At 50.1% G+C, this 15,964-nt stretch carries 11 protein-coding genes; 1 reads left to right on the forward strand and 10 read right to left on the reverse strand.

Features of this window, described 5'->3' with window-relative positions; translation table 11 throughout:
- Nucleotides 1-112 precede the first annotated feature (112 nt).
- The 10 genes from ACQKPA_RS09465 to leuC all read right to left on the reverse strand — a co-directional run bounded on the left by ACQKPA_RS09465 (nucleotide 113) and on the right by leuC (nucleotide 14,824).
- Nucleotides 113-3,760 carry a dynamin family protein gene (locus ACQKPA_RS09465; protein WP_427491543.1) on the reverse strand — a complete coding sequence of 1,216 codons (3,648 nt, stop codon included), beginning with the start codon at nucleotides 3,758-3,760 and terminating at the stop codon, nucleotides 113-115.
- A 295-nt stretch (nucleotides 3,761-4,055) separates the two neighbouring features.
- A complete protein-coding gene (locus ACQKPA_RS09470; RefSeq protein WP_006209564.1) occupies nucleotides 4,056-4,337 on the reverse strand; it encodes a hypothetical protein in 282 nt (93 codons plus the stop codon).
- A gap of 253 nt (nucleotides 4,338-4,590) precedes the next feature.
- Nucleotides 4,591-5,262: an endonuclease III gene (gene nth, locus ACQKPA_RS09475; RefSeq protein ID WP_071218341.1), complete on the reverse strand. Its 672-nt coding sequence runs from the start codon at nucleotides 5,260-5,262 to the stop codon at nucleotides 4,591-4,593.
- Nucleotides 5,263-5,347: 85 nt separating this feature from the next.
- Complete coding sequence (locus ACQKPA_RS09480) at nucleotides 5,348-8,077, reverse strand: S-layer homology domain-containing protein (protein ID WP_427491545.1); 2,730 nt, start codon at nucleotides 8,075-8,077, stop codon at nucleotides 5,348-5,350.
- A gap of 78 nt (nucleotides 8,078-8,155) precedes the next feature.
- A complete protein-coding gene (locus ACQKPA_RS09485; protein WP_427491547.1) occupies nucleotides 8,156-8,755 on the reverse strand; it encodes a GerMN domain-containing protein in 600 nt (199 codons plus the stop codon).
- A gap of 39 nt (nucleotides 8,756-8,794) precedes the next feature.
- Nucleotides 8,795-10,174 carry an N-acetylmuramoyl-L-alanine amidase gene (locus tag ACQKPA_RS09490; protein WP_427491549.1) on the reverse strand — a complete coding sequence of 460 codons (1,380 nt, stop codon included), beginning with the start codon at nucleotides 10,172-10,174 and terminating at the stop codon, nucleotides 8,795-8,797.
- A gap of 201 nt (nucleotides 10,175-10,375) precedes the next feature.
- Nucleotides 10,376-11,062, reverse strand: a complete 687-nt coding sequence (locus ACQKPA_RS09495; RefSeq protein ID WP_427491551.1) for a GerMN domain-containing protein — start codon at nucleotides 11,060-11,062, stop codon at nucleotides 10,376-10,378.
- 40 nt (nucleotides 11,063-11,102) lie between these two features.
- Entirely contained in the window at nucleotides 11,103-12,539 is a 1,437-nt protein-coding gene (locus tag ACQKPA_RS09500) for an N-acetylmuramoyl-L-alanine amidase (RefSeq protein WP_427491553.1), read from the reverse strand.
- A gap of 237 nt (nucleotides 12,540-12,776) precedes the next feature.
- Entirely contained in the window at nucleotides 12,777-13,379 is a 603-nt protein-coding gene (gene leuD, locus ACQKPA_RS09505) for a 3-isopropylmalate dehydratase small subunit (protein ID WP_071218347.1), read from the reverse strand.
- Between the two features lie 20 nt (nucleotides 13,380-13,399).
- Entirely contained in the window at nucleotides 13,400-14,824 is a 1,425-nt protein-coding gene (gene leuC, locus ACQKPA_RS09510) for a 3-isopropylmalate dehydratase large subunit (protein WP_071218348.1), read from the reverse strand.
- A 185-nt stretch (nucleotides 14,825-15,009) separates the two neighbouring features.
- Between leuC and ACQKPA_RS09515 the strand changes: the two genes are divergently transcribed.
- Nucleotides 15,010-15,939, forward strand: coding sequence for a LysR family transcriptional regulator (locus tag ACQKPA_RS09515; RefSeq protein ID WP_071218349.1), 930 nt, complete (start codon nucleotides 15,010-15,012; stop codon nucleotides 15,937-15,939).
- Nucleotides 15,940-15,964 lie beyond the last annotated feature (25 nt).

Below are 15,964 nucleotides of genomic sequence, written 5' to 3' on the forward strand. Positions count from 1 at the left end.
ATTGGAGTTTAACCTGCATAAAATCGTTATTCGTATAGAAACTTCAAACTCCAATATCTATACCACTATACCAATCGTTGTGCACATGTTCTTGATGGCATAAGATCCGCCATTACCGAGCCGCCTGAATCATAGCTTCCAGCTCATCTGCCAGCTTACTCCACATCATCGGAGATTGACCGTCCTGCAGCGAACCGAGGATGGCAGCCATGGATTCCTTCAGCTGTTCCTCCAACACCGATACATGGTGCTGCAATGAACGTACACTCATCCGAACATAGTGGTCCGTCAGTTGCTCTTCCCGAATGCTCACCACACTCGCCACGGCTTCCTTCACCTTCGGCTCTGCCGCTTCTCGAAGCTTGGAGCTTCCGCTGCCCTCAAAGAAATGCTTCGGGTTCTTAAAGGTCGACCAGAAGGACAACCAATCCCCCTGTATTTGCAATTCCGTTTCTTCCAGCTCCGGCGGTGACCAGTCCTTATCCCGCCGGATGGCAAGGGACAAGCCCTCGGCCATACCGTTGATATCCGCTGCAGCTTTAAGCGCTGCGTCTTCGGTTAATTTGCGACCGGCCATCTCTAATCGAAGCGTTGTTGCCCATAGCTCCTGATCCAGCTCCATGGACATCGTCCGCATCAAATCACGCCCGCAAGCAGCAAAGGCCGATTTCAGGTGGCCCGCGTCCTCCCGAAGCACGGAAGGATTAAACGACTCCTGAAAGAAACGATTCATGGCATAATCCAGCCGCTGCCGTACATGAAACAGCAGCTCGCTGCTTTCCTGAGCGATATCACGGGACATGTTAAACTCCGTTAAAGCCGCAAGCCGGGATAAGGCTCGTTTGTGAACCTCTTCCAGCTCCACGATTTTACGCTCACGCGTGGTCTCATCCTGGGCTGCCATATCGGCCCAAGCTCTGATTCGATCCCTCACCGAAGCCAGTTCATCATAACCGGCGCGCTCTGAAAGCCTTGGCAGCTCTTCAACCGCAAATCGGCTAAGCGCATCTTCGAACACAGGGAACCCCGATTCCTTCAATTTCGCTTCATCCCCATCCAGCTTACTATCCAGCGCTGCCAAACTGGAAACAGGGAAGATATGCGGGCTGCCTACCCCGCTGGACGTCAGGTTGGTACGAACATGCTTCACCACCTCATCCAGCTCCTCTTCGGATTGTGCAAGATCTGCGGCATTGACGATAAAAAACATTTTATCCAGCGCAAAGCTGTCTTTAACCCTGCCCAGCTGGGACAAGAATTGCCGATCCGCTTTGGAGAAAGCATGGTTGTAATACGTTACGTATACGATAGCGTCCGCATTTTTAATATAATTGAACGTGACGCCGGTGTGCCGGGCGTGAAGGGAATCGGCTCCAGGCGTATCCACCAGCACGATCCCCTGCTCTGTCATCGGACAGCTGTAATACAGATCGATTCCGTCGACAAAACAGGATTTGGTTTCGTCGGCCACATAGCCCCGATATTCTGCCAGCTCTACGGTTTCTGTCGTACCCAGTTTGGGCTCCATCCTATCAAAGCCGGCAGCCGCGGCCTTCAAAAACCCATAATGCGGCAAGCCTGCCGGATGAATACCGGCCGGATTCAATGCTTCTGCCGCGCTTCTCCAATTGCTCAGAGTTGGTTCTTGGAGACCCAGCACGCTGAAGGAGTACTTCAGATCGTCCCACCACATATCGCGGCTCTTCATGCGCACGTCTGCGGTACCATGGGTTTTCCCTTCTGTCGGTGCCAGAATCCGGTTCACAGCCGCCGTAGTCGGGTGCGGTGATACCGGCAATACCGACTCGCCAAGCAGAGCATTGGCGAAGGAGGACTTCCCGGCGCTGAACGCGCCGAACAGCGCCAAAGTGAACGAGCCGCCCGCAAGCGCATCCGCGCGGGCGGTTATATCCCGCGCGGCTGAGACAAGCGCGGGATGCGGCGCCAGCAGCGCAGCCGCCGCGCGCAGCTCGGCTGCCGCGGCATTCAGCCGCTGGCGCCGCTGCGGTGCCGCCGCCTGCGCCCCGGCGGCGCGGGGCGCTGTGCGCCCGTGCCCCGGCTGCGCCGCCGGGGCACCGCCCTGGGCAGCCGCTTGCGCGGGCTGCCCTTCCGGCTCCCTCACCTCCGGCAGGAGGCCGGGGGTGAGGGAGGTGCGCGGCGGGAGCAGCTGTGCCAGCTCGGCCGCGCGGGCGGCTTCCGCCTGCTGCAGGGCTGCGTAGCTGGCGGAAGCCGCAGATTGCGCCAGGAGCTCGACACCCTGGCGCTCCAGCTCCTGCAGACGGACGGCCGCAGCGTCCGTCAATACCGCTTTCAGCCGGTCGGCAAGCACCAACACGGCCCTGCGGTAGCTGCCCTTGATTTCCTCGGCCAGCTCCCGGTTATAGTTCAGAACGTATTCGCCGGACACTGTCGCATCCGGATTCACGGTCCGTGTAATCATATCCTCCCGCACACCAGGAAGCTCAGCGTCCATCAGGCTCTCCCATTCGGTATTCCACTCCGTATGCTGCTCCACGCTTTTACGGAACAGCGAACGCAGATGCCAATCGATCTGCGATGCGGTCTGTTCCTCCAATCGATGATAGAAAGCCTCGAGACGGCGCCGGCGCTCCTCTTCCGTCTTGCCGCCTGTGAACAGAAACCCGACTTTAAAACCGCTTTTTTGGCTTTCCAGAAAGGCCAGACTTAAATCCCGAACATCCGCCGGCGTCAGATTGGCGTTTGCCAGAAGGCTATCCACTTCTTTGCGCAGCTCCGAGCGAACGGTCTCTGGCAGCAGCTGGGCGGTTCTTTTTTGATCCTCCAGCTCCTGCAACCGCGCTTTCATCGCCGCTGCGGCCTCTTCGCCGCCCATTTCCTCCAGCAGCCGCTCCTTCTCTTCCTGATGGCTCCTGGTATAGGCTTCCACATGCTGATCGGCAGCATGACGAATGGAGCAGGATACGCTGTAGCGCAGCAATGGCTCCTTATGAGATATCAGTTCACCGATCAAGGACTTTAGTAGCCCCCATTGATTATAGGGATGATCCTGAACTTTAAGCGAAGTGCATAGCAGCCCCTTATACGTGATCTTCCACTGGGCAAACGCCTTCTTCACGTCATTCAGATAAGAAGAAAGCGTCAACTCGTCATCACGATGCTTGTCGATCTGATTTACGATCAGGTACAGCGGTTTGCCCCAATCCGACAAACTCTTGGCAAACATCAGATTACTCTCGGACTGCACATGATTATAATCCATGACGTAAAAAACGATGTCAGCCATATGAAGGGCAGAATGCGTGGCAAGCCGGTGCCCGTCATCCGTTGAATCAACCCCGGGGGTATCCATCAAGACGCCATCTTCGCCAAGCAGAGGCACATCATCCCACACTTCAATCGCGGAATACTCCCGGCCCTCCTTGCAGTATTCGGCAAGTTCGTCAATTGTTACCGTTAAAGGCTCTCCAGGCTCCGCAGCAGATCGGTGAATCAACGCCCACGGCTCACCGCTTCGGATTGTAACCACATTCGCACTCGTAGGTACAGGACCCGAGGGCAGCACCTTTTTGCCGCAAAGCGCATTAATCATGCTCGACTTCCCTGCGGAAAAATGTCCGCAGAAGGCCAGCGTTAGCTCACCACCTGTACCCTTGCGTATTAAATCCTCTGTCAAAGCGGAGGAAGATTCGTCATTCCACTCCAAAAAACGGTCCCGAACTCTGGTTAGTTCCGTAACACTGTATCCGATTTCATGCTCAGCCATCAACTTCAATGTCATTTCTCGCTCCTGTCCATTGATCTCTCAATTTCTGACACAATCTATTCACATCATTTTATTTTATCACCGCTTGCACTGTAAAGGAATCATTGCATTTCATTTTCGGCCGTTGTCTTGATATGACAGCCCTTTATCTAAGCAAAATGGCAGGTCAAGGAAGTGATCTTCCTTGCCTGCCATGGGTCCAAACCTTCTTAATGCCGGCACATTCAGGGAAAATGAGTGGACTTCACACTCGATCACCCTGTAAGAACCAGGTTTATCTCATTTTTTAAAAACATCAAATTTGAAGAACTTAAGATACAACGGTGTTTTCTTCCGCCGGTATCAAAATTTCGAAGACATTTCCGTGCTGCAGAATGGTTAAACCGCGTGATTTATCGCGCATAACCACCACTTCAGGCTTCTGCGACATACGCTCCAGATAATGCTCGGGAGCATCCCCGGAATGACTGAACGTCACGCCTTCGACTTCTTGCTCTTCATTCTCACTCAGCTGGCTTTGGCTCTCCACCACATGTTCAAAAATATCTGAGAACAATTCAAAATTGTCGGTGTAAACAGAGATGCATTTCATGTGTAATCCCATCCTCTTTTAAATTTAGCTCATGCCGATCCAGGAAACCGTCCTCTTTCACCTCGCGAAAAACCGACTTTTGATCACTTTTGTTTCCAGAATTCCATTCTCGCATGCGGCTAAAGATAGAAATCCGGAGACAAAGGCAAGCATTGCGCTTGCTTGCAATTATGTCCAATTCGCTAGCTATTCATTAAAGTGCCGTGCTCCCAATGGATCAGATGAACCTCTTTTTTGTCTATTTCTAGCTGTTTTACAGTTGTTCCTTATTCTTCCTGACTGCTAAGGTTTTCATACGTTTCTTACCTTCACGGCAAACATCCAGCAATGGGCATACCGGGCATTGCGGATTTTGAGCCTTGCAATGATACCGTCCGAAAAAAATGATCCGATGATGGGTCAGCGTCCATTCTTCACGCGGTACCCGCTTCATCAGCTTTTTCTCCACTTCCAGCACGGAATCTTTCCAGGCGGCCAGTCCAAGTCGCTTGGAAACCCGCTCCACATGCGTGTCTACCGCGATGGCAGGCACACCAAAGGCATTGGAAACGACGACATTGGCTGTCTTGCGTCCAACCCCGGGTAATTTGACCAGCTCATCATGAGCTTCCGGTACCTCACCGCCATACTGCTCGATCAGAATCCTGCACAAATTCTGAATATGTTTGGCCTTATTCCGGTATAATCCGATCCGCCTAATATCCTGCTCAAGTTCCTCAATCGGTACCGATACATAATCCAGAGGCGTTTTGTATTTCTGAAACAGATCCTTTGTCACTTTATTAACCGTTTCATCCGTGCACTGAGCGGACAGCAGCACGGCGATGGTCAGCTCAAACGCATTGCTGTGATGCAGTTCGCAATGTGCATCCGGAAACATGCTCTCCATCGTGTCCAAAATATGCCGTACCGTTGCCGCATTCATATGATTTCCCTCCCGCAAAAAAAAATCTTGATGCGGAAATCCCCGCATCAAGACGGTGTTTCTCGAGCAATCCCAGGTCGATAATTTACTGTTTTACGATCTCAACAACGACACCGTTGTTTAAGTACAGTACAATATTATCATTTTCCTTAAGGGATTGCACGGACAAAGTAGTGTCACCTTGATGAACAAATACTTTATCAGATAATGCATACCGGTAATTATCGTTAATCGATTTGCGTTTTACTTGAATTTCCGTACTGCTTGCCTGCCAGAATGCACGTTCAACCTTCTCCAGAACCTGGATAATGGTTACGCCCTGAATATCCTTTCGAATCTCTACGCGATCTCCCGGAGTCAATGTGGTTAAGTTCGAAGCCGTTGAACCATTCTTAACGACTTTAACTCCGCCGCTTACTCCTAACGTCTGGCTATTGCCAGCATGATCTTTCACAGTCAGTGCATTTGCGGAAGGATCAACGCTAGTTACTTCGCCAAGCGTCAATTTGACTTCGGCGATCGCGACAGCCATCACACCTTGTAGCGTAATGTTAACGAGTGTCCCGGGACGCAGGTCTGCAAGCAGGATCGCTTGTCCGCTATCGCCGGTCAATGAAGCCTTATCGGTATAAATATCATTTGTGGCACCATTCGCTTTCACTCGAATCCGGTTTTTCGCAGGCTCCGTAAATACGACCTCGAATTGCGCGAATGTCTTGAGCTTCAAGCTCTGCAAGTAATCCTGATTGGTTGACAGCTGCGCTGAAACTTCGTCACCGACACGTACATCCGCCAGAGATGCGTTCGATTTGCCGAAAATTTCTACAATCAACGTACTGTTGTATGGAATTTCTTCCACTTTTCCGTTGGCATCCACGACCGATATCACTTTCTTGGAAGTATTGATGCTGCTGATTTTACCCTCAACTTTATACACCACTTCCAATGAAAGTGCACGGGTGCCAATCAGCGACACACTCACTTTACGTCCTGCCCCTAGCAGCGGCTCAACCTTATCCAGTGTCGTTCCATTGCTTGATTCCAGTTTCGTCTTATCATCCAGGATGATAACCCGAGGCTGATTGTTGGCATCCTTGACAGTCAGCCAGTGCGTCTTCGAATCGTAGTTTACAATGGTGACACCGTCCAGTTGCTCCATTTGGCGACCGGTAACTTCGATCTTCGTGATTTTTTCTTCACCGTTGATGGTCAATGTCACTTGATCGCCAGATACCGCGTCAGCGAGTAAATCGGACAGAACTGGTTTGACCACGCCGCTCATGATGATTTCCGGCTTCTCGGTCAAAAACTTCGTTTCGAGCTGTGTGCTTCCACTCCGCTTGTAGGTGATCGTCTTTCCATTTTCTTCAACGGAATACAGCATCGCTTGCACGGTACGATCGACACTTTGCGTGACTTCCATCGACTGAAGGATGCTGTTCTTCACCGTAAAGTTCACGGTGTAGCCATTTTTGAGCTCCGCCGGAGCCATAATCTGGTTCTGATATCGAATGACGGTGGCATCATCCCACGTGTAAGTATCCTCATAACCACTGCTATCCTTAAGGGTTACTCTTTTGTTTACCGTATCCACGTTTTGAACGACGCCTGCTCCCGACTTGTTAACCAAGCCGCTCTTCACGCGGATTGACACGATTTTCTTCTGCGGGCTGTATGTCTCGCGTTCAATCGTAAGCAAACTGCCGGCAGCAAGCGTCTTCGGATCGATCTTGGTTCCGTTCTGATCCAGGAACACCGTGCTTGGCTCGTAACTCAGCTCTTCAAAGGTGCTGCCAGTATCCAGCCAAATGACGTTGTTCGGCGACAAGCGTGCATATGTGCGGTCAAACCGCTCCACTTGCTGGGTTGAATCCGTAATTTCCACGTAAGCAGCCGTTCCGTTGTTCACGATGACCACCGCTTGTGTGTAAGGATTGATCTCCGAGAACTGCAGTCTCTTCTCTGAATCCGAGGTGAAATACGCTGTGGAATTATCCAGCTTGAATGAATTCAGCTTTCCATCGGCATAAAGCTCCAGCTTGCCGTTCTCGATCGAAGCGATAGAACCTTTGTATTGGTTCTCGTAATTTGTTGTAATGTAGGCTTGGGCCCGGCTGAGGAACGTTGCTAGCTGGGCACGGGTAACGGCCCCTTGCGGATCGAACTTGTTGCCGTTCAAGCCTTTTGCAAGACCTAACTCAACCGCTACATTGACATAACCCAGACGATCCGGGGATATCTTGGCGTTATCCGCAAAGCCTGTCGCTTTATTTTTGGCTGCATTGGCCTCCGCGGTTCGTCCAATGGAACGGACAAGCACTTCGGTTATCCATTCCCGGGATGCTTTCTGCGCGCCCCAAATGACTTTCTCATCCGTATATCCGGATTCTTTTTGCTTGTCGAGCAGGTTTTGCTGAAAAGCCAGTTCAACATACTTCGTAAAATAATCATTCACTTTAATATTTGTCGGTAATGTCGCAGCGCCGCTGCTTAATTGATCCTGCATGCTTAAGAAACGGATCGCCATCGTTACTGCTTCCTGTTGTGTTACAGGATCGTTCGGGCGAAACTTTCCATTATTCCCAGTCACGATCCCCTGTGCTGCCAGCTGATAAATATACTTTTCTCCCCAATATCCGGCACTAACGTCACTGAATGCGTTTATGGCCGTTTGGGATGCATTTGCCGTTGTCGCATTTGCCGCTTCTTCATCTGCCGAGACGATCGAAGCCCCGCCTCCGAATGCTATAAGTCCGGCCATGACGGCGGAGACCACTTTTTTGGAATGAACATGTTTGCTGTGTCTAAGTACCATTTTCTTTCCCCTCTCAATAACTACTGCTTCATCATATACTAATATTCGACAGCAGATCGTGATCTCCTTCAACCATCATTACCGAGTCATCGGATTTTCCAAATCAACATGACCCATTAACGATTCGGTCTGCTGACCATCCACCAGAATTTGAAGTGATTTCACTTCATCAAACTGGAAAAAGGTTTTTTTGATCGCATCGATGGCAAACGACTCGCCGCCTGCACCCAGGTTGGCTTCGTCCGGAACCGTCACATCGAGCGTCAGAGCTCCGTTTTCAAACTTCAACGAATTCAGTCCGATTTTCTCCCACAGGGGAACCATATCGGCCTTATCGCTCTTTTGCAATGCTTGATAGGCCGCTTCGTATTTTTCTTGATCTTCCTTATACGAAATTTCCGCCGTACCTTCTACCAGCTCCATTAAATCAGGATCCGTGTAATAGGCTTTGATGCTCTCTGTTTTTGCTTCCGGCGTTGTTACTTCGCTGCCGCTGCCCGTAGACGATCCACCTGATCCGTTCGACGTTCCACTATTATCCTGCCCTGTCTGATTATCGGGTGCAGGCGTTATTTGCTCCGGTGTATCGTTTGGAGCTGCTCCGGGTTTCTGTCCGCAACCGGCACCAATCAGCATTACGGCTGCCAATAGGCCAGCCGACCATATTTTTTTATTCAAAAGTAGCCACCTCCTGCAATCACGTTCACTGTCGTATCGTTAATTAACCTTTAAATAACCTTTAATGCCTCTGACAATAGCCTCGGCTACTCGATCCTGCGTTGCCGGATCAAATAGCTTGCTCTCATCTGTCTTGTTGCTCAGAAACCCGACTTCCAGCAGAGCGCCAGGCATTTTGGTCTCGCGAATGACATGGAAATTGCCGTATCTCACTCCGCGATCCTTTAAGCCCATAGCCTTTACGATCTCTTTATGGAGTGCATTCGCCAGCGCTTTGTCAGATTCATTGTAGTAATACGTTTCGGTTCCGCTTGCAGTGGAAGGGCCGCTATTAGCATGTATCGATATGAAAACATCAGCCTTCAGATCATTCGCAATTTTTGCGCGATCCTTCAGCTCGAGGAAAGTATCGTTACTGCGAGTCAAAACGACTTCGATATTTTGTTCTTTGGCCAACAGTTTCTCAACTTTCAGCGCCATTGCGAGGTTGAAATCCTTCTCCCTCTTCTTGGTTACCCCGATAGCTCCCGGATCGTGGTCTCCATGACCCGCATCGATAACCACAAGCTTCTTCCCGCCTGCACCAGGTGTAGGGTTAGAGCCCGTATTCAAGTCCACAATGAACAGGCCCGTTCCGTTCTCAAGGCCTGAAACGGTGTAATTTTTGGCGTAGTTGAGATCAATGACAATGCGCACGGTCATCGGATTGCTGTTGTACAAGGAATAACGTACAGATTTGACATCCGGATATCCCGTTACGTCCATCTGACCGGTCTTCATCACGTCATCAAAGCTGGCATTGCTGCTGAACGTATCCGAGAAATCCGTGTTCACCATATCAATGACGATACGGTCCGGATTGCTAAGCTTTGATACAATCGGCTTGGCATTGCCCGTAACGGCGACCATCAGCCTGTTTTCACTGAAACTGATACCGTCCACGGTCGACGTAGTTACGCCAGGTTCTTCACCAGGGTTACTCCCGTCGTAGGACGAGGTCAGATAGACTGACTTCTGCGCGTTATCCCATCTTACTTGAAGGCCCATCTGCTCACTTACAAACCGGATGGGAACCAATGTTGTTCCGCCACGAAGAACAGGTGCCTTGGTCATTTGTACGCGCTGACCGTTGATGTCAGCTTGCTGACTTCCAATCACCATCGTTACTGTCTGCGATCCGTCTTGGACAGTTACCGCCTTGGTTGCCTTGTTCCAGTACACGTCAAATCCCAGATTCTCGGAAATGACACGGATCGGAACCATGACGGTACCGTTATTGTTCTCGACCTTCACGCCAGATGACAGATTGATTTGTTGGCCATCCAGGTAAATCTTTGCGCTGTACGAACTCGCATCCGCCATTTTAGGAAACGCAATCATGATGACAACCAGAAACATTAAAAAACCGAACTTCTTCATCCTTCACCCCTACCATCCTATTATTTTGCCACAGATAGGCGTTTCTGCACTCGGCCTGTCCGACATTACCTGACAACCTATAGACGCAAAGTCACGATGAAAGTTGCGAAATTGTTCCCTTTTTACCAAAAAAACACCTATTTCAAAAACTGAAATAGGTGTTTGTTCCTTCGTTTGAATTTCATTAATAGTACTTTATAACTACTTTCGAGTCATTGGATGCTCCAGCTCAACATGTCCCATTAAGCTTTCGATCTGATTACCATCTACCAGCAATTCCAGGGACTGCACCTCATCGAACTGGAAGAAAGTTTTCTGTAAGGCATCAATCGCAAACATTTCCCCTCCAGCTCCGAGATTGGCTTCCGCTGGTTTGGTGATATCCAGCGTCAAAGCGCCATTTTCAAACTTGAGAGATTTCAACGTGATTTTATCCGACCATAGTGGACTTAGTTCAGCATCACTGCTCGTTTGAAGTCCTTCAAAGGCTTTCTTATATTTATCCTCTTCACCCGAATACGTGATCTCTTTGCTTGCCTCTTTCAGGTCCATCATTTCGGGGTCCGTATAATAGACTTTAATATTGGCCTTCTTCGCTTGATCCTCCGTAGCTTTCACATCCTTTGTATCCACAGGGGTTCCAGTACTTTCACCGGTTGTGCTCTGCGGTGGTGTGCTTGCTCCCTCGCCTGCGTTTACAGGTATTGCCTCATCTTCCTTATGGTCATCAGCCGCCGTTTCTTCCGGATTATCCTGTGGCGTTTGAACTTCTTCTGTTGCGGTCTCCGGATTTGTCTCGGCAGGGGCTGCAGTCGGCTTCTGTCCACAGCCGGTACTAAATGCAAGCAGCAGCGCCAGCAATCCTGTCATCCAATATTTTTTGTTCATGACTTTTGTCCCCCTCTAAGTTCATCAAATCTTGTACACATTATTGTACTTTAAGATATTCTTTAATACCCGCTACAATACCTTGTGCAACACGATTTTGGAAATCGTCTTCAAACAACTGGGCTTCGTCACCCTTGTTGCTCAAAAAGCCAATCTCGAGCAGGACAGCCGGCATCGTCGTTTCTCTCGTCACATGAAGGCTGCTATATTTGACTCCCCGATCCATGAGTTCAGTCGCCTTGACAAGATGTTTATGCATCACGTTCGCCAAAGGTTTGCTGGCATCTCTCGTGAAGTAAGTCTCTGTGCCGTGCGGACTGCTGGAATTGTTGCTGTTTCCGTGAATCGATACAAATATATCGGCCTTTATGGAATTCGCCACTTTCACGCGATCGCTAAGACCCAGCGTTGAATCGTCGCTCCGCGTCATCACAACATTAATGTTCTTTTCTTTTCTCAGCAAGGCTTCCACTTTCAAAGCAATATTAAGGTTAAGAACCTTCTCCTGATTGCCGTTCGCGCTGATCGCGCCCGGCTGACTGCCGCCGTGACCGGCATCAATAACAACCGTCTTCTTGCCGTTGCCGGTTACCGGGGGAACGGGCGGTACGAGGATTTCTCCTTCTGCGTTCAGATCAACAATAATGAGCCCCGCTTCTTGGGTCACTCCATAATTTGTAGGTCCTGTCAGGTCGATGACAATACGCACAGTTGACGGATTGTCACTGAACGTGGCATATCGTACTTTCATAACATCGGGATAATCCGTGATTTCCATCTCTCCACCGCTTTTCGCATTCACAGCATGTCCGCTCAGGAATGCAGAAGAGAACACGGTATTGGGAAGATCGATAACAATCCGATCGGGTCCTGTTACTTTAAAGACATTTGGCGTAACCGAACCTTCTGTAGCAATCATCAACCGGTTGTCGCTAAAGCTGAGCCCCGTCATGGCTGCCTGGTTCCCTGTTTCGACAGGCGGAGGTGTTTGGATGCCCGGATTGTTTCCGGCACCTGGATCAACCTCTCCTTCAGAGACCGGTGGTACGGAGCTGGAGAGGAACACTGCCTTCGTCTGGTTGTCCCATTTCACATCAAGCCCCATCTGTTCACTAACAAACCGAAGCGGCACAAGCGTGCTCTTCCCATTCAAGACAGGCGGCAAGTTCAGATCAACCTGAGCACCGTTCAATTCTGCCTGATGGCTGCCGACCACCATGCGGACCGTCTTCTCGCTGTTCTCAACGGTAACGGTTTGGCTGGCCTTCTCCCAGCCTACCTTGAAGCCGAGATTCTCGGATACCACGCGGATCGGAATCATCACGTTGCCTTTCATGTTGGCTACCTGGACGCCCGAAGACAAATTCAATGGTTCCCCGTCAAGAAAAATGGTCGCATTTGAAGAACTGGCTTCACCACTTTTCGGAAACGCAAGCAAGAAGACTATCAACATCATTACAAAACCTAACTTCTTCATGAATCCACCTCGATCATCCCATGATTAAATTTGAAAAGCAAATCTAGCAATAAAACTAAAAATATGTAAATCAGCACATTCCCGGCCAGACGCTGCCGGACAATTACTGACATAAAACAATGGTTCCTCTTATCTTCCGCTGCATATTAATTCCATAATACCAAAAAAAACTTCCATTTCCTACACAGGAAATGGAAGTTTAATAATCTTATAACCTTTTGCAGTGGAATTGCGAGATTAAGCGAACAGACGCTCCCCATGCTTCTTCTCGTATGCATCGATCGCACTTTCATGCTGCAGCGTCAAACCGATGTCATCCAGTCCTTGAAGCAGGAATTGACGGCGGTGCTCGTCAAGATCAAAGTCAATATGGAGTCCTTGATCATCCGTTATCGTTTTGCTCTCCAGATCGACGTTCAGCTTATATCCTTCATTACCTTCTGTGCGCTGGAACAACTCTTCCACCTGTTCCTCCGACAGTTTGATCGGAAGAATCCCGTTCTTAAAGCAGTTATTGTAGAAAATGTCAGCAAACGATGGAGCGATGACCACGCGGAATCCGTAATCGAGAATCGCCCAAGGGGCATGCTCACGGGAAGAACCACAGCCAAAGTTGGCACGGGAAATCAGGATCGTCGAACCTTGGTAACGGGGCTGGTTCAGCGAGAAGCTGTCGATATTGCCTCCCTCCTCATCAAACCGCCACTCGTAAAACAGAAACTGTCCAAATCCTGTACGTTCAATCCGTTTCAAAAACTGTTTCGGAATAATGGCGTCCGTATCTACATTCACCCGGTCTACAGGTGCGACAATACCGTGTAATTTCGTAAATGCTTGCATAAACTTCTCCTCCGTCCTTCTTAGCTCACAACTTCTTCGGCTGCAAAGTTCCAGTCACGTACATCCACAAAGCGTCCTTTAACCGCAGCTGCCGCTGCCATTGCCGGCGATACGAGATGCGTTCTGCCGCCGCGGCCTTGGCGTCCTTCGAAGTTACGATTGGATGTGGATGCGCAGCGTTGTCCCGGCTTCAGTACATCCGGATTCATCGCAAGACACATACTGCAGCCTGCTTCACGCCATTCGAAACCCGCTTCAACAAAAATTTTGTCGAGCCCTTCTTGTTCAGCCTGGATCTTCACTCGGCCTGATCCGGGAACAACGATGGCTGTCACATTGCTGGACACTTTATGGCCCTTCGCTACGGCTGCTGCCGCACGCAAATCTTCAATGCGTCCATTCGTGCAAGAACCGATAAAGACATAATCGATCGGAATTTCGGACATTGGCGTCCCTGGCACAAGCGCCATATACTCCAGCGCTTTCTCCGCTGCCTTGCGCTCATTCTCGGTCTTGAAATCCGCAGGGTTAGGAACCGTCGAGGAAATGTCAGTACCCATACCCGGGCTCGTTCCCCAGGTTACTTGCGGGATCAGAGATTCTACATCGAACTCAACCACCACGTCGAACTCGGCGCCTTCGTCTGTCACAAGTTCTTTCCAAGCTGCTACTGCAGCATCAAAAGCTTCGCCTTGCGGAACATATTGACGTCCGCGCAAGTATTCAAAAGTCGTTTCATCCGGAGCGATCATGCCCGCTCTGGCTCCGCCTTCGATGGACATGTTGCACACGGTCATGCGCTCTTCCATCGACAATTCGCGGATCGCTTCACCCGTATACTCAATAACATAGCCTGTTGCAAAATCCGTTCCGTATTTCGCGATGACGCCAAGGATCATATCCTTAGCCGTTACGCCCGGATTGCGGCGACCAACAAAGCGAACTTCCATGGTCTTTGCTTTGGCCTGCTGCAAACATTGGGTTGCCAGAACATGCTCAACCTCGCTTGTTCCGATACCGAACGCAAGGGCGCCGAATGCACCGTGAGTAGATGTATGGCTGTCGCCGCATACAATCGTTTTGCCCGGATGCGTTAAGCCAAGTTCTGGCCCCATGACGTGCACAACGCCTTGATCAATCGTATCAAGATCATACAGGGTAACGCCAAAATCCTGACAGTTCTTGGTCAGTGTATCGATTTGCTGCTTCGAGATCGGATCCGTAATGTTAAAACGGTCTTTCGTCGGAACGTTGTGATCCATCGTTGCGAAGGTCAGTTCAGGACGGCGTACTTTACGGCCGCTAAGACGCAAACCCTCAAATGCTTGCGGTGAAGTTACCTCGTGAACCAAATGCAGGTCAATGTACAAAATACCCGGCTTGCCTTCTTCTTGATGAATAACGTGGTTATCCCAAATTTTTTCAAACATCGTCTTCTTACTCATCATCATCACCCCATTGTTCTTTACGTCCATGAGAAGATAATTGCTTGTTATCTTCTTTAAATATAAGGAAGATCTACAACGCATCATCTTTACGTTGATAGTAATATATCATTTCCTTCTTCATTGTTCCAAGATATAATATCTATAAAAGTAATAGGATTCAGCTATAACGGAGTGATGCTTAAATGGAACTGAGACAACTGCAATATACGCTGCAAATCGCGGCGGATAAAAATTTTTCCCGAGCCGCGGAGAAGCTTCATATCGCCCAGCCTTCCTTGAGCCAGCAGCTCTCCAAGCTGGAGAAAGAGCTCGGCGTGCTGCTGTTCCAGCGCAATACGAGCAACGTTGAGCTTACCCATGCCGGAGCCAGCTTTGTCGAGCATGCCCAGAAGATCATGGACGCCGTCGAGCAGCTGAAGCAGGAGATGTCGGACATCTCCCAGCTTCGAAAGGGTAAGGTCGTAGTCGGCAGCATGCCGATTACAGGTTCTCACCTGCTGCCACGGGTTTTGCCAGCCTTTAAAAAGGGATATCCGGATATTGAGATCACCCTGTTGGAAGACTCCTCCATGAACCTGGAGAAGCTGACGGCCAGCGGCAAGGCCGATCTTAGCCTCCTGGCGCTGCCACTGTCCGAGCCGTCGCTGTCCTGGATCCCGATCGGTGAGGAAATGATCGACTTGGCTGTTCCTCCGCAGCACCCGCTTGCGCTGCGGGCAGCCTCCGATCCCGTACGGCCCATCACAATCGATGAAATCCGGAATGAAGCGTTTGTGGTCCTCAAAAAAGGACAGGGTTTCCGGAAGCTCACCTTTGATATATGTCGGGAGGCAGGCTTTGAACCGAATGTTGTATTCGAGAGCAGCAACATCGAGACGCTCCAATCTCTGGTCGCAACCGGAATGGGCATAACGCTAGTGCCTCGTTTTATCGCCCGTGCGAAACGCAGCGAGTTTATTCCGGTCTACTTGCCGCTCGCTGATCCGGTTCCGAGCCGCACACTGGTTGTGGCTTACCGCAACGGCCGCTATTTGTCCAAAGCGGCGGATGCGTTCATCGATACTTTTAAGCAGGTCATGGACAAGCTGGTTGTGGAGAGCGTTCAGGACTAGTGCACGCTGCCCCATAAATTAAGAG

This window comes from Paenibacillus sp. NPDC093718, from assembly GCF_050279985.1.
GTDB lineage: Bacteria > Bacillota > Bacilli > Paenibacillales > Paenibacillaceae > Paenibacillus_AQ.

Excerpts from the sequence above, each read along its gene's own strand:
- ACQKPA_RS09465 (WP_427491543.1), bottom strand. The coding sequence starts at position 3,760 with ATGACATTGAAGTTGATGGCTGAGCATGAAATCGGATACAGTGTTACG.
- ACQKPA_RS09470 (WP_006209564.1), bottom strand. The coding sequence starts at position 4,337 with ATGAAATGCATCTCTGTTTACACCGACAATTTTGAATTGTTCTCAGAT.
- nth (WP_071218341.1), bottom strand. The coding sequence starts at position 5,262 with ATGAATGCGGCAACGGTACGGCATATTTTGGACACGATGGAGAGCATG.
- ACQKPA_RS09480 (WP_427491545.1), bottom strand. The coding sequence starts at position 8,077 with ATGGTACTTAGACACAGCAAACATGTTCATTCCAAAAAAGTGGTCTCC.
- ACQKPA_RS09490 (WP_427491549.1), bottom strand. The coding sequence starts at position 10,174 with ATGAAGAAGTTCGGTTTTTTAATGTTTCTGGTTGTCATCATGATTGCG.
- ACQKPA_RS09495 (WP_427491551.1), bottom strand. The coding sequence starts at position 11,062 with ATGAACAAAAAATATTGGATGACAGGATTGCTGGCGCTGCTGCTTGCA.
- ACQKPA_RS09500 (WP_427491553.1), bottom strand. The coding sequence starts at position 12,539 with ATGAAGAAGTTAGGTTTTGTAATGATGTTGATAGTCTTCTTGCTTGCG.
- leuD (WP_071218347.1), bottom strand. The coding sequence starts at position 13,379 with ATGCAAGCATTTACGAAATTACACGGTATTGTCGCACCTGTAGACCGG.
- leuC (WP_071218348.1), bottom strand. The coding sequence starts at position 14,824 with ATGAGTAAGAAGACGATGTTTGAAAAAATTTGGGATAACCACGTTATT.
- ACQKPA_RS09515 (WP_071218349.1), top strand. The coding sequence starts at position 15,010 with ATGGAACTGAGACAACTGCAATATACGCTGCAAATCGCGGCGGATAAA.